A 13278-nucleotide genomic window follows, 5' to 3' on the forward strand; every position below is an offset into this window, starting at 1 on the left:
CGTTCCGCGGAGCGGGCGAGGAAATCCCTAGTCCTCGCCCGCGGGCCGTCGCCGGGGGGTGCGCGGTGTCCAACGGCCGTGCGCGGGGCCGGTTTTGGTGGATCCCTAGACTTGTCCGGCAGCGCTGGGCACGCCGGTGCGCGGTGTGTTGGGCTGGGCTTCCCGGCCGACAGATCCCGGTCCGGGGACCCCGCTCGCACTTCCTGCCGTCGCGGCCACGGCTCCGTCCCCGCCGGCAGCCACAGGGAGGCCACCAGCCGATGGGCAACGACAAGACAGAGATCCTCGACCTGGTACGCGAGTACCACCGCAGCAACGCGTCCTCGGGATTCGTGCCCGGTATCACGTCCGTCATGGCCTCCGGTGCCGTCCTCGACGAGGAGGACCGCGTCGCGATGGTCGAGGCGGCCCTGGACATGCGGATCGCCGCCGGACCGAGCTCGCGCAAGCTGGAACGCGCGCTGGCCAAGTACTTCGGCCTGCGCAAGGCGCATCTGACGAACTCCGGTTCGTCGGCGAACCTGCTGGCGCTCAGCTCGCTCACCTCGCCCCAGCTGGAGGACAGCCGTCTGGTGCCGGGCGACGAGGTGGTCACCGTGGCCGCCGGGTTCCCGACGACCGTCAACCCGATCCTCCAGAACGGTCTGGTGCCGGTCTTCACCGACATCGAGATCGGCACCTACAACCCGACGCCGGAGCGCATCGAGCAGGCGATCGGGCCGCGCACGCGGGCGATCATGGTGGCGCACGCGCTCGGCAACCCGTACGCCGTCGAGGAGATCGCGCAGATCGCCGACGACCACGGCCTGTTCCTCATCGAGGACAACTGCGACGCGCTGGGCAGCACCTACAAGGGCCGTCTCACCGGCACGTTCGGGGATCTGGCGACCGAGAGCTTCTACCCGGCGCACCACATCACGATGGGCGAGGGCGGGGTGGTCCTGACGGACAACCTGGCGCTGGCCCGCATCGTGGAGTCCATGCGCGACTGGGGTCGCGACTGCTGGTGCGAGCCGGCCGAGGACAACCGGTGCTTCAAGCGGTTCGAGCATCAGATGGGGACGCTGCCGGCCGGCTACGACCACAAGTACATCTTCTCGCACGTGGGCTACAACCTGAAGTCGACCGATGTGCAGGCGGCCCTCGGGCTGCAGCAGCTGACGCACATCGACGAGTTCGGCAAGGCCAGGCGCCGCAACTGGGCGCGGCTGCGGGAGGGCCTGGACGGTCTTCCGCACCTGATCCTGCCGGAGGCGACGCCGGGCAGCGACCCGAGCTGGTTCGGTTTCGCCATCACCGTCGTGCCCGGGGCCCCGTTCGCGCCGGGGGCGCTCATCGACCACCTGGAGTACAGCAAGGTGGCCACCCGGCGCTTCTTCGCTGGCAACCTCACCCGCCACCCGGCGTACGAGGGGCGGGAGTTCAGGGTCAGCGGTCCGCTGACCAACAGTGACATCACCACCGAGAGCACGTTCTGGATCGGTGTCTTCCCCGGCCTGACGGACGAGATGATCGACTACAGCATCTCGACGGTGAGCGAGTTCGTCACGCTGCCCCACTGATGCCGGCCGGCCGGCCCGTGCGGTGCCGGCGGTGCCGCGCCGCCCAGCCCTGAAGGGTGTCGGCGGCGCGGGGGGCACCGCCGGCGTCGCGGACCGCGGCGCGCATCCGCCGCAGGGCGGCGGGGGTGCGCGGGTCGGCCAGCAGCCCGTTCACGGTGTGGGCGAGGAGGTCGGCGTCGAGGCCGGTCCGTGACAGGGTGCGGCCGACCCCGCACTGCTCCAGCCGCTCGGCGCTGAGACCGAGTTCGTGGGCGCGCGGGATGGCCACCACGGGCGTGGCGAAGTACAGGGCCTCCATGAGGCTGCCCATGCCGGCGTGGCAGACCAGGACGTCCGCGTGCGGCAGCACGGCCGGGTGCGGCAGCCACTCGTGGACCTCGACGTGCGGGGGCAGCGGCCCCAGCTGTGCGCGGTCGGCGCCGTGGCCGAGCGTCATCACGACGTGCCAGGAGGCCGGGTCGAAGGCCTGGGCGCAGGTGCGGAAGAAGTCGCCGCGGTCGCCCGACTCGGTGCCCAGGGACACCAGCGCGGTGCGCCGGCCGTCCGCCGGCGGCGACCAGAGGCCGGCCGGGGCCTCGGTGACCATGGGGCCCACGAACGCGAAGCGGTCGTCGAAGGTGTCGCCCTCGATCTGGAAGTCGCGCGGCAGGAAGACGAGGTTGTGCTCGTCCCACTCGGTGCCGTAGCGGCTCATCTCGTCCAGGCCGATGCCGTGTTCGCCCATGAACCCGATGAGGACGCCGGCGCCCTTGGCCATCACCGGGTCGGCCCGGTCCCACATCTGGGCGCGCAGGGAGAAGGTCTCGTTCGCCGCGTGGCTGGGGAACATCTGCACCGGCAGGGCGTCGAGGAGCCGGGCGGCGACCCGTCCGGCGGCCACGTTCTCGAAGTCGTAGAGGACGGCGTCCGGGGGGTCCTGGGCGAGCGCGGTCAGGGCGGCGGGGAACACGGTCTCGATGGTGTCCACCAGCAACGCGTAACCCTCCGCGGCCAGTTGGCCGGGGGCCGGGTCGGCGGCGCGATAGAACTCGCCGCGCGCGGAGGTGTAGGTGACGGCGCGGGCGCCCGCCTCCTCGACCAGGCCGGCGTACCGCTCGTCCACGACGTAGGTCACCCGGTGGCCGCCGGCGATGAGCTCGCGGGCGACGCCGAGGCTCGGAGCGACGTGCCCGAAGTCCGCGAAGGGCAGGACGGCGCAGTGGAGCGGGCGGGGGTCGGTGCGGTGCGGCATCGGCTGTTCCTTCGGTACGGCGGCGGCCTGGGACGGTGCGCCCGCGGCCGCCGGGGAGGGAGGCGGGCCCGTCTCCGGGGAACCGGTCACGTGCCGCGCAGCGCCGCGTAGTGCGCGAGGCAGTCCTCGTAGCGCGGCAGCAGGCCGGTCCGGCGGGCGGTGGCGACGGACACGGCCCGGGAGTCCTTGGCCGACATCAGCGGGGTCTCCGACAGCTGCCACGGTAAGTCCAGCTCGGCGTCGAGGGGGTCGATGTCGACCTGGGTGCCGGGGACGAACTCGGTGGAGCACAGGTAGGAGACGCAGGTGTCGTCGGTGAGGGCGAGGAAGCCGTGCACGAGCCCTTCGGAGACGAAGACGCTGTCGCCGGACTCGGCGCTCATCCAGTTCGCCTCGTGCGCGCCGAAGGTGGGCGAGCCGAGGCGCACGTCCACGACGATGTCGAGGATCGCGCCGCGTACGACGCACACGACCTTCGCCTGGCCGGGTGGCAGCAGGGTGCCGTGGAGCCCGCGCAGGGTGCTCCTGCGGGAGACCGAGTAGTTCACCTGCACCAGGGGCACGGGTCTGCCGATCTCCTCGGCCAGCCTGTCGTGGCGGAACGACTCGTAGAAGTTCCCGCGCACATCGCCGATCTTGTGCGGTGTGATGTGGAAAGCGTCCGGCACAGCCATCTCTCGAACCTTCATGGTGGCAGCACCATAGGGCGGGCCGGTAGAGGACCGTTGAAGCGCCGCCCAGGGCACGGTCGAGTCGAACGGTCCTGGAGGGGTCCTCGATCGCCGGGTGCGACAGTGACCGCACAAAACCGACGTCCGCCGCCGTGGCGCACCGGGACGACGTACGGGTGCGGGGCGACCCGGCCCAAAAGGGGGAGCGGCATGACGCTGGTCGGTAGACAGGGAGTGCCCGAAGCGCCGGACGGATCGTCCGGCCGGGTGGTCGTCCTCGGCGCGACCGGCTTCGTCGGCCGGCACGCGGGCGCGGCCCTGGAGGCAGCCGGTCACGAGGTCCTCGCCGTCGCGCGGCAGGCCGCGAAGACACCGGCCTCGTGGCAGTTCTGCCCGATGGACCTGGTCAAGGACGGGCCGGCCGCGCTGACGAGGCTGATCGACGCGGAGCGTCCGGTGGCCGTCGTCAACGCGGCCGGCGTGGCCTGGTCGTCGTCGGTGGGCGTCATGCGGCAGGGCAACCAACTGCTCGTGGAGCAGCTGCTGGCGGCGCTGGACGCCGCCTCGTGGCAGCCGCGGCTGGTGCACCTGGGCTCGGTGCACGAGTACACGCCGCAGCCCGCGGGCGTCCTGCTCGCCGAGGACTCCCCCACCCGCCCGGCGACGGACTACGGGCAGTCGAAACTGCTCGGCAGCCAGGCCGTCCTGCGCTCCGCCCGGGAGGGCCGGACGAACGCGGTGGTGCTGCGGCTGTCGAACGTCATCGGCGCCGGGATCCCGCCCGGCAGCCTGCTGGGCCGGGTGGCGCAGCAGCTGCTCGCCCGGCCGGCGCCGGACGGCCCCGTCACGGTGCAGCTGTCCCCGCTGCGCAGCAGCCGGGACTTCGTCGACGCGAAGGACGCGTCCGAGGCGGTCGTGGCCGCGACGCGGACGCCGCGGGCGCGGGGCCGGGTGGTGAACATCGGCAGCGGTACCTCGCTGCATGTGCGCACCGTGGTCAACCGGCTGATCGCGGCGAGCGGGCGGGCGGTGCGGCTGGTCGAGGACACCGGCGGTACGGTGCGGCCCGCCGCGGACGCGGACTGGATGTGCGTGGACGTCACCGCGGCGCGCGAGCTGCTGGGGTGGTCGCCCCGCCGCGGGCCCGAGGAGGCCGTACGGGACCTGTGGAAGGCGGCGGAGCGCTCCGTCTGAGCGGGCGTGGGCGCGCTGCCGGGCCGCGTACGGACGCGTGGGCGTGCGCGCGCTGCCGGGCCTCGTGCCGGCCGGCGGTGTGCGGACGCGCGGACGTGGGCGCGTGGGCGCGTGGGCGTGGGCGCGTGGGCGTGGGCGCGTGGGCGTGGGGGCGTGGGCGCGTGGGCGCGTGGGCGCGAACGGCAAGGGGCGCGGGCACGGACGCACGGGCATACGGGCACACGGGCACGGACGGCATGGGACACGGGCACAGGGGCACTGACGTACGGGCACACGGGCGCGGGCACAGAGGCGTGGGCACGGCGGAAACCGGTGGCCCGGCCGGCGGACAGCGGGTGTACGGGGCCCGTCCGGCGGCTCCCTGTTCAGCCCGGCAGCAGGCTGAGGTCGGCGGTGGTGACCCGGTCCATGAGGACGTGCTGGCGGATCTGCTGCAGCCCGGCGGAGGGTTCCAGGCCCAGTTCGTCACGGAGCAGCCGGCGCAGCCGCTGGTAGACCTGGAGGGCCTCGCTGCTGCGGCCGCAGCGCTGGAGCGCGATGATGAGACCGCCCTGGAACCACTCGTGGAGCGGGTAGGTGCTGGCCAGTTCCTTGAGTTCCGCGACGAGTTCGCGGTGCTGGCCGAGTCCGAGCCCCGCGGTGATGCGCAGCTCCAGGGCGTGCATGTGGAGCTCCTCCAGACGCAGCGCGTACGCCTGGAGGCAGGGGCCCTGGCCGATGTCGGCGAACGGCTGGCCGGACCACCAGGCCAGTGCGGCCTGGAGGCGTTCGGTGGCGGTGTGGGCGTCACCGGCCTCGATCGCGGACCGTGCCTGGACGGTGAGCCGTTCGAACTCCTCGGCGTCGTAGTCGCCGGGGGCCACCCGCAGGATGTAGCCGGTGGCCCGGGTGACGAGCGGTCCCGTTCCGGCGGCCGTCTCGCTGTCGCTCTGCAGGAGTTTGCGCAGCTGGTAGACGTAGGTCTGGACGGTGGCGGTGGCGCTGCGCGGCGGGGTGCGCTCCCACAGTTCGCCGGCGATTGCGGAGATCGACACCAGGGTGTTGCGGCGTGCCAGCAGCAGGGCCAGCATCTGGCGGACCTTCGGGGCGGTGGGTGTCACGGGCCGTCCGTCCCGGGTCACCTCGAGCAGTCCCAGGGTGCGGAAGGTCAGCATGCGGGGGTCCCGGTCGCGGGCCCGTCGGCCTCGGTGGCGGCGGGCTCCCACCAGTCGCGGTTGTCGCGGTACCAGGCGACGGTCTCGGCGAGGCCCTCCGTGAAGTCCTTCTGCGGCTTGTAGCCCAGCTCGGTGTGGGCCTTGCTCCAGTCGACCGAGTAGCGGCGGTCGTGGCCCTTGCGGTCGGTGACGTACTCGACCTGGTCCCAGGACGCGCCGCACGCCTCCAGGAGGCGTTCGGTGAGCCGGCGGTTGTCGAGCTCGGTGCCGCCGCCGATGTTGTAGATCTCGCCGGCCCGTCCCCGGGTGCGGACCAGTTCGATGCCGCGGACGTGGTCGTCGATGTGCAGCCAGTCGCGCACGTTCATCCCGTCGCCGTACAGCGGGACCTTCCTGCCCTGCAGGAGGAGGCTGACGAAGAGCGGGATGATCTTCTCGGGGTACTGGTGGTGGCCGTAGTTGTTGGAGCAGCGGGTCACCCGCACGTCCAGGTCGTGGGAGCGGTGGTAGACCAGGGCGAGCAGGTCGCTGGCCGCCTTGGAGGCGGCGTAGGGCGAGTTGGGGTTCACGGACTGCTCCTCGGAGCAGGAGCCGGCCGGGATGGAGCCGTAGACCTCGTCGGTGGAGACGTGCACGAAGGTCCCGATGCCGTGCTGCAGTGCGGCGTCCAGGAGCACCTGGGTGCCCATGACGTTGGTGCGGACGAACTCGGCGGAGCTGGACAGTGACCGGTCGACGTGCGACTCGGCCGCGAAGTGCACGACCTGGTCGTGCTCGGCCATGAGGGGGCCGACGACCGCCGGGTCGCAGATGTCGCCGACGACCAGCCGGAACCGGTCGGAGTCCAGGACTTCGTCGAGGCTGGCCCGCTTGGCCGCGTAGGTGAAGGCGTCCAGGACGGTCACCGAGACGTCGTCGGGGCCGAGGGGGCCGAGGAGGGTGCGGACGTAGTGGGAACCGATGAAGCCGGCACCGCCGGTCACCAGGATGCGTGTCTGACTCATCGGGATTGCGGCGCCAGGTACCCCGGTCGGGGTCGCGGTCGACGCCGTCCTCCTTCCTCGTGTGTGCGGTGTGGTGCGCGAATCCGGCCGGTGGGCCGGTCTGTTCGGGGCAGCGTGCCCGGGGCGGTGCGTTCGGGCGGGGCGAGCGCGGCGTGCGTTCGGGGCGTGCGTTCGGGGCGTGCGTTCGGGGCGTGCGTTCGGGGCGGTGTCAGCGGCCGGCGACCAGTTGTTCCAGTTGGCCGACCAGGGCGCGCGGGCTGGGCAGGGCCGCGGACTCGTCCCGCAGCCGTCCCGCGGCGGCCGCGAACGACGGTTCCTCCACGAGCATGCGGGTGTGCACGAGGACCTGGCCGGCGTCGACGTCGCTGTGGTGGACGAAGATCCCGGCGCCGGCCTTCTCCACCGCGCGCCCGCGCAGTTCCTGGTCGGCGACGTTGGTCGACAGGGCGAGCTGCGGGACGCCGTTGACGAGGGCGGTGGCGAAGGTGCCCCAGCCGCCGTGGTGGATGACGGCGGAGCAGGTGGGCAGCAGCGTGTTCAGGGCGATCCCGCTGACGGCGCGCACGTTGGGGGGCAGGTCCCCGAGCTGTTCGGCCTGTTCGGGCATGAGCGCGGCGACCACGTCAACGTCGAGTGCGCCCAGGGACCTGAGGATGTCGTAGAGGGGGACGTAGTCACCGCCGTAGGCCTCGCTGTTGGTGCGGCCGAGCGTGAGGCACACCCGGGGCGACTTGGGCCGCTCGCGCAGCCAGTCCCACTGCACGGCGGGGCCGTTGTAGGGGATGTAGCGCATGGGCAGCCGGTGCAGGTCGCTCGGCGGCCGCAGGCTCGGGGGCAGGGTGTCGATCGTGAACTGGCCGTTGAGGAGTTCCTCGTCGCAGGACACGCCGTAGGCGCGGCCCCGTTCGTCGATCCACTCGGCGAGCGGGTCGGTGCGCTCGGCCTCGGGGACGTCGCGGGCGAGGTCGACGAAGGTGCGCCTGGCCTGCCCGTACACGTCGGCGCACCACAGCAGGCGGGCATGGGCCGCGCCGCTGGCGCGTGCGGCGACCGCGCCGGCGTAGGCGATGGGGTCGCGGATGACGAGGTCGGGCCGCCAGTCGCGGGCGAGGGCCACCATGTCGTCCATGACGGGGTCGTTGTAGCGGGCGAAGCCCCAGGGCACGCTGATCTCGTAGCGTTCGCGCAGGGTGGCCCAGTCGACCTGGCCGGGGCCGAGGTGGCTCCAGTTGGCGACGTCGGCGTCCTGGGACTCGCGGGCGAGTGCCATGTCCGCGTGCAGCAGGGTGTGGTCGTCGGTGCCCACGGGGGCGGCCACCAGGCCGGCCCCGGTGATGGCGGGGGTCAGCGACGGAGAGTTGGCCATCAGCACATCGTGCCCGGCCGTGACGAAGGCCCAGGCCAGCGGCACCATGGTGTTCAGGTGCGACTTCTCCGACAGGCCGGCGAACAGAACGCGCATGGCATCCTCTCGTTCGTAGAAGGTCTGCGGCCGGGCCGCGGGACATCGAGGAGCGCCCGGCGGAAGGTGCGCCGGGCGCTGTCGCCCGGACCGGCTGCCGGAGCCGCTCAGTCCTCCTGGAGGGTGATGGCACCCAGCGGGCAGGATTCGTGCGCTTCTCGGATCGCCTCGTGGTGGTCGCTTCCCGGCCGTTCGATCAGGAGCAGGGCGCGTCCGTCGGTCTCGTCCTGGTCGAAGACCTCGGGTGCGATCAGTACGCACTGACCCGCTCCCATGCACTTGTCGGGGTCGATCGCGATGTCCATGCCGGCCTTCCGCGTCGGGCGGTACGGGGGTGGCGCCCCGCTGCCCGGGGCGGTGCCCATCTTGGGCCGCGGGCGGGCCCGTTGCGGCCGTGGGCCGTCACTGTCTGGGATTTCCTCCAGAGATTGCGCCCGCCGCCGTGCCCTCGCGCGGGGGCCGGGCGGGCGGTACTCGGTGAATCCCTAGACTGCGCGGCCGTTCCTGGCCCCGGTCCGGCGCCGCGTGCTGGAGTGACGCGAGAGCCGGGCCCGTCGGGGCGCCGGTCGAATTCGGCGCGTCGCGGGCCGCGATCGCGACCGGGCCGCACGAGAGGGGGAACCACTGGTGGCGGAGGAAGGCACCTCGGACGTCGGTGTGACGCGGGAAGTGGCGGATCCGGCGCACGGCGCGGCGCCGGGACCCGGCATCGGCAGGGCTCCCTCGGTGGAGCCGGACGGCGGGACGACGCTGCTGGCCTGGCTGGCGCGGATGCGTGCGCAGAGCCCGGTCTGGCGGGACGAGGCAGGCCATGTGCACCTGTTCCGGTACGAGGACGTCCAGCGTGTCCTCGCCGACCCGGCGACCTTCTCGTCCGACACCGTGGGCCGTCTGTCGGGCGGTGAACGCCAGGCCCCGCGCGGCACCCTCCTGCTGCTGGACCCGCCGCTGCACGGCAAGATGCGCCGTCTGGTCAGCCGCGCCTTCACCCCGGGGCTGATCTCCGGCCTCGAACCGTGGATCACCGACCTGACCGCCGAGCTGCTGGCCGCGGCCGGCTCGGACCGCTTCGACCTGGTGGACGTGCTCGCCAACCCGCTGCCGGTGACGGTGATCGCGCGGATGCTCGGCGTGCCGACGGCCGACCGGGACCTGTTCCAGGGGTGGGCGGACCAGCTGCTGTCGACGGATCCGGAGGATCCCGCGAGCGTGCGGCGGATGGAGGAGACCGGCGCCACGATCTCGGCGTACCTGCAGGGCTTCATCGACGAGCGGCGCCGGGAGCGGCAGGACGACCTGCTGGGCACCCTGGTGCACGCGGAGCTCGACGGCGAGCGCCTCGACGACGAGGACATCGCGAGTTTCGCGACCCTGCTGCTGCTCGCGGGGCATGTCACCACCTCGGTGTTGCTGGGCAACACGCTGATGTGCCTGGACGGGGAGCCGGAACTGTTCGAACGGGTCCGTGAGGACCGGTCACTGGTGCCGGCCGTGATCGAGGAGACCCTGCGGCTGCGTCCGCCGTTCACGCGGATCGAGCGGGTCACCACGGCCGTGACCGAGTTCCACGGGACGAGCCTCGCCCCCAACACCCTGGTGCACCTGTGGCTGTTGTCGGCCAACCTGGACGAGGAGGTCTTCGAGGACGCGGCCGCCTTCCGCCCGGAGCGCTCCAACTCCCGCCAGGCCGCATTCGGTCACGGCATCCACTACTGCATCGGGGCGCCGCTGGCCCGGCTGGAGGGGCGGGTCGCCCTGAACGCGCTCCTGGACCGGTTCGCCCGGATCGAGGTCGACCCCGACGCGCGGCTGACCTATCACGGCACCAACGTCTTCGGCGCCCGGCACCTGCCGCTGGCCGTCAAGCGTGCCTGACACCCCACCAGCTCTCGCCCCACGACACCCGACGGCGTAGCCGGCACACCAACGGAGTGACCATGAAGACACGGCCCGACGCACCCGTCATCCCGGCGGACCGGGGTAAATGCCCGTTCGATCCGCCGGCGGCGTACGCCCGCCTGCGCGCGGAGAACCCGATCAGCCCCATCACCTTCCAGGTGGCCCCGGCGGACACCTCGGGCTGGCTGGTCACCCGGCACGACCTGGTGCGGCAGATCCTGGCCGACAACCGCTTCAGCCACCGCAACGAGCTGCTGGCCCACGTGGTCGCGCCGCCGTTCCCGATGGACGAGTACAACCCCCAGCCCTCCCCGCCCGGTTCGTTCGCGAAGACGGACGCGCCCGAGCACTCCAAGTACCGCCGTCTGCTGGCCGGGCACTTCACGGTCCGCCGGATCCAGCAGTTCGAGCCGGAGCTGACCCGCATCATCGGCGAGACCCTCGACGAGATGGCGGCGCAGGGCTCGCAGGCCGACCTGCTGACGTCGTTCGCCGAGGTGGTGAGCGTGCGCACGGTGCAGTCCCTGATGGGGGCCTCCGCCGAGCTGATGGCGGTCATCTCGAAGCACTTCTCGGCGATGATGACGCTGACGTACACGCTGGAGGAGTTCATCCACCACGTCGAGTCCATGGACGCGGCGCTGCGGCCCATGGTCCGCGAGCGGATGGAGGAGCGGGGCGACGACTTCTTCGGACAGCTGGCCTCCACCGGGGAGCTGACCGAGGAGGAGATGGTCAACCTCGCGGTCCTCACCCTGGGCGGCTCCCTCGACACGACGCCCAACATGCTGGCCCTGAGCACGTTCGCGCTGCTGGAGCAGCCGGAGCAGCTGGCCCTGCTGCGCAGCCGTCCGGAGCTGTACGAGGCCGGTGCCGTCGACGAGTTGATGCGGTACCTGACCATCTCGCAGATGGGGTCCAGCCGTTGCGCGCTGGAGGACGTCGAGCTCGAGGGCGTCACCATCAAGGCCGGGCAGACCGTCGTCCTCTCGCTGCCCGCCGCCAACCGCGACCCCTCGGTCTTCACCGACCCCGACGCCCTCGACGTCACGCGTATCCCGCGCAAGCATCTGGCGCTCGGGTTCGGGGCGCACCAGTGCCTGGGCCAGCACCTGGCCCGCGCCACCCTCAGGATCGGTCTGCGCACGCTGTTCGAGCGCTTCCCGAAGCTGCGGCTGGCCACGCCCGCGGACGAAGTACCGCTGCGCGACCGTGCCGTGCACTACGGGGTCGACAGCCTGCTCGTCGCCTGGGACTGATCGGCCCGCGAGGAGGACCGCCGTGACAGCGAACACGACCAACCCGACGGACACGCCCGACCCGACCGGCACGCCCGGCACGGAGAAGACGGCGAGGACGAGCACCACGAGCACGATGGGCACGACCAGCACGACCAGCACGACGGACACGACGAGTACGACGGGCAGGACGGGCAGGACGCGTGTCGTGGGGAAGAGAGGCAGGGCGAAGGGCGGGAAGGGCAGGACGCCCGGGCCGGTCTTCCGTCACGCCGTGGAGAGCCGGGAGGAGCGGTCGTTCCTGGTCCGCACCGGCGCCGCCGGCGACGCCGGCGACGCCCGGGTCCGGCTGAGCGGTTACGACCTGCTGACCGGCCCCTGGTACACACCGCTGACGTTCTTCTACCGCGAGACGCTGGACGGCGCGGAGCTGCGCGCGTCCCTGGCGCGCACGCTGCGCCGCTACCCGCTGCTGGCGGGCCGTCTCACCCGGGACCGGGACGGCGGGCTGAGCGTGCTCTGCAACGACGCGGGGGTCCGGTTCACCGAGGCGGTGTCGCCGGAGCCCATGCGGGAGTACGGGCCCTCGCTGCGCACCGAGCCGGTGATCGGCAGCCTGCTGCGCGAGGTCAGCGCGTTCCGTGTCGTCGACCGGGACACCCCGCTGCTGAAGATCCGGCTGACGCAGATGCGCGGCGGCGGTTCGGTCCTGGGCGTGATGATCAATCACAGTCTCGCGGACGGCGGGAACACCCTCGCGTTCCTGGAGAGCTGGTCGCGCGAGCACCACGGGCTGGACTCCCCCGAGGAGCCGTTCCACGACCGGACCGTCCTCGACGCGCTGGGCCGGGCGTCCACGGATCCCGCGACGGTGGCCCGACGCGCGTTCACCGGTGTCTCCCGCGCACGGCTGCTGGCCACGAACATCAAGGTCGGCCTGCACAAGCTCGCGACCGTCGCCACCCGCTTCGAAGCCGCCGAACTCGTCGCGATGAAGCGGGCCGCGCAGCGGCAGCTGACCGGCGAGGGCTCCTGGGTCTCCACCAACGACGTGCTGACCGCGCACATCTGGCAGGTGCTCGGCGAGCTGCGGGGCCGGGACGACGAGGCGGCCGAGTGGCTCGGCATGATCGTCAGCGCGCAGTCCCGGCTCGGTGACGCGCTGCCCGCCGGGTACTGGGGCAACTGCGTCAGCAACAGCTGGACCGGCACCTCGGCGGCGGCGCTGCGCGAGGGCCCGCTGGGCCGGGTCGCCCAGGACGTCCGGGCCTGCCTGGACTCCAACACCGCCGACAAGATCCGCGACGAGATCGCCTTCCTCAACTCCTACCGCAGGGCGGGCGTGTCACGGCACGTCATGTCGGTCCGGGCGCCGGACGTCTTCGAGACGGCGCTGACCGTCAACAACTGGTCGCAGTTCCCGCTGTACCGCATCGACCTGGGCGCCGGAAAACCGTTCTGGTACGAGTTCCCGGACCTCCCGGTGCCGACGGTGCACATCGCGCCGACGCCCGCCGAGGACGGGGGCCGGGACGTCTATCTGTGTCTGGCCCAGGAGCACGCGGCCGTGGTGCGGGAACCGGCCTGGCTGGAGCGCCTGCACGTCCACGGGCGCACCGGCGGGGGTGGCGTTCCCGAGGGGATGTGAGCACGGGCGGGCCGGTGGCCCCGGCGAGGCCGGGGCCACCGGCCCGCCCGTGTCCGCTCCCCCGCCACGGTGATTCGTGGGTCCAGGGCCGGCTTCGTGGTGTCGGTGCCTTCGTGGTGCCGGTGGCGAACATCGTGCGGCTGCCGGTCGGCCCGTCCCACGTCGGCAGGTCGGCGCCGTCGTCGTCGCCGTCGCCGTCGTCGTCGTCGAGCATC

The 13278-nt window shown here is 72.4% G+C and carries 11 protein-coding genes; 5 read left to right on the forward strand and 6 right to left on the reverse strand.

Features of this window, described 5'->3' with window-relative positions:
- The first annotated feature begins 260 nt into the window (after positions 1-260).
- Positions 261-1562, forward strand: coding sequence for a lipopolysaccharide biosynthesis protein RfbH (rfbH, locus tag OG199_RS00310; RefSeq protein ID WP_351724623.1), 1302 nt, complete (start codon positions 261-263; stop codon positions 1560-1562).
- On the opposite strand, the gene OG199_RS00315 is transcribed toward rfbH, so the two are convergent.
- Positions 1546-2793 carry a macrolide family glycosyltransferase gene (locus OG199_RS00315; protein WP_405827166.1) on the reverse strand — a complete coding sequence of 416 codons (1248 nt, stop codon included), beginning with the start codon at positions 2791-2793 and terminating at the stop codon, positions 1546-1548. The genes rfbH and OG199_RS00315 overlap by 17 nt on opposite strands.
- Before the next feature lie 86 nt (positions 2794-2879).
- On the reverse strand, positions 2880-3467 hold the full coding sequence (locus tag OG199_RS00320) for a dTDP-4-dehydrorhamnose 3,5-epimerase family protein (protein WP_351724626.1): 588 nt from the start codon (positions 3465-3467) through the stop codon (positions 2880-2882).
- A 207-nt stretch (positions 3468-3674) separates the two neighbouring features.
- Here OG199_RS00320 and OG199_RS00325 point away from each other — a divergent pair, with 207 nt between their 5' ends.
- The gene (locus tag OG199_RS00325; RefSeq protein ID WP_405827168.1) at positions 3675-4658 is read left to right on the forward strand and encodes an NAD-dependent epimerase/dehydratase family protein; all 984 of its coding nucleotides are present in this window, start codon (positions 3675-3677) and stop codon (positions 4656-4658) included.
- Positions 4659-5023: 365 nt separating this feature from the next.
- Here OG199_RS00325 and OG199_RS00330 read toward each other — a convergent pair whose 3' ends face one another.
- The 4 genes from OG199_RS00330 to OG199_RS00345 form a co-directional block, all read right to left on the reverse strand.
- Positions 5024-5812 (reverse strand): AfsR/SARP family transcriptional regulator, encoded by a 789-nt coding sequence (locus OG199_RS00330; RefSeq protein WP_351724630.1) that lies wholly within the window; start codon positions 5810-5812, stop codon positions 5024-5026.
- Positions 5806-6816, reverse strand: a complete 1011-nt coding sequence (gene rfbB, locus OG199_RS00335; RefSeq protein WP_356807687.1) for a dTDP-glucose 4,6-dehydratase — start codon at positions 6814-6816, stop codon at positions 5806-5808. Before rfbB ends, OG199_RS00330 begins: the two co-directional genes overlap by 7 nt.
- Before the next feature lie 208 nt (positions 6817-7024).
- A complete protein-coding gene (locus tag OG199_RS00340; protein WP_356807686.1) occupies positions 7025-8278 on the reverse strand; it encodes an activator-dependent family glycosyltransferase in 1254 nt (417 codons plus the stop codon).
- Positions 8279-8385: 107 nt separating this feature from the next.
- Positions 8386-8583 (reverse strand): ferredoxin, encoded by a 198-nt coding sequence (locus OG199_RS00345; protein ID WP_351724635.1) that lies wholly within the window; start codon positions 8581-8583, stop codon positions 8386-8388.
- Positions 8584-8905: 322 nt separating this feature from the next.
- On the opposite strand from OG199_RS00345, the gene OG199_RS00350 reads away from it, so the two are divergent.
- The 3 genes from OG199_RS00350 to OG199_RS00360 all read left to right on the forward strand — a co-directional run bounded on the left by OG199_RS00350 (position 8906) and on the right by OG199_RS00360 (position 13063).
- Complete coding sequence (locus OG199_RS00350; protein ID WP_405827172.1) at positions 8906-10153, forward strand: cytochrome P450; 1248 nt, start codon at positions 8906-8908, stop codon at positions 10151-10153.
- A gap of 62 nt (positions 10154-10215) precedes the next feature.
- Positions 10216-11436 carry a cytochrome P450 gene (locus tag OG199_RS00355; RefSeq protein ID WP_356809305.1) on the forward strand — a complete coding sequence of 407 codons (1221 nt, stop codon included), beginning with the start codon at positions 10216-10218 and terminating at the stop codon, positions 11434-11436.
- Positions 11437-11458: 22 nt separating this feature from the next.
- Complete coding sequence (locus OG199_RS00360; protein ID WP_405827174.1) at positions 11459-13063, forward strand: acyltransferase; 1605 nt, start codon at positions 11459-11461, stop codon at positions 13061-13063.
- The last annotated feature ends 215 nt before the right edge of the window (positions 13064-13278 follow it).

The sequence above is a fragment of the Streptomyces sp. NBC_01176 genome (assembly GCF_045039825.1).
Taxonomy (GTDB): domain Bacteria; phylum Actinomycetota; class Actinomycetes; order Streptomycetales; family Streptomycetaceae; genus Streptomyces.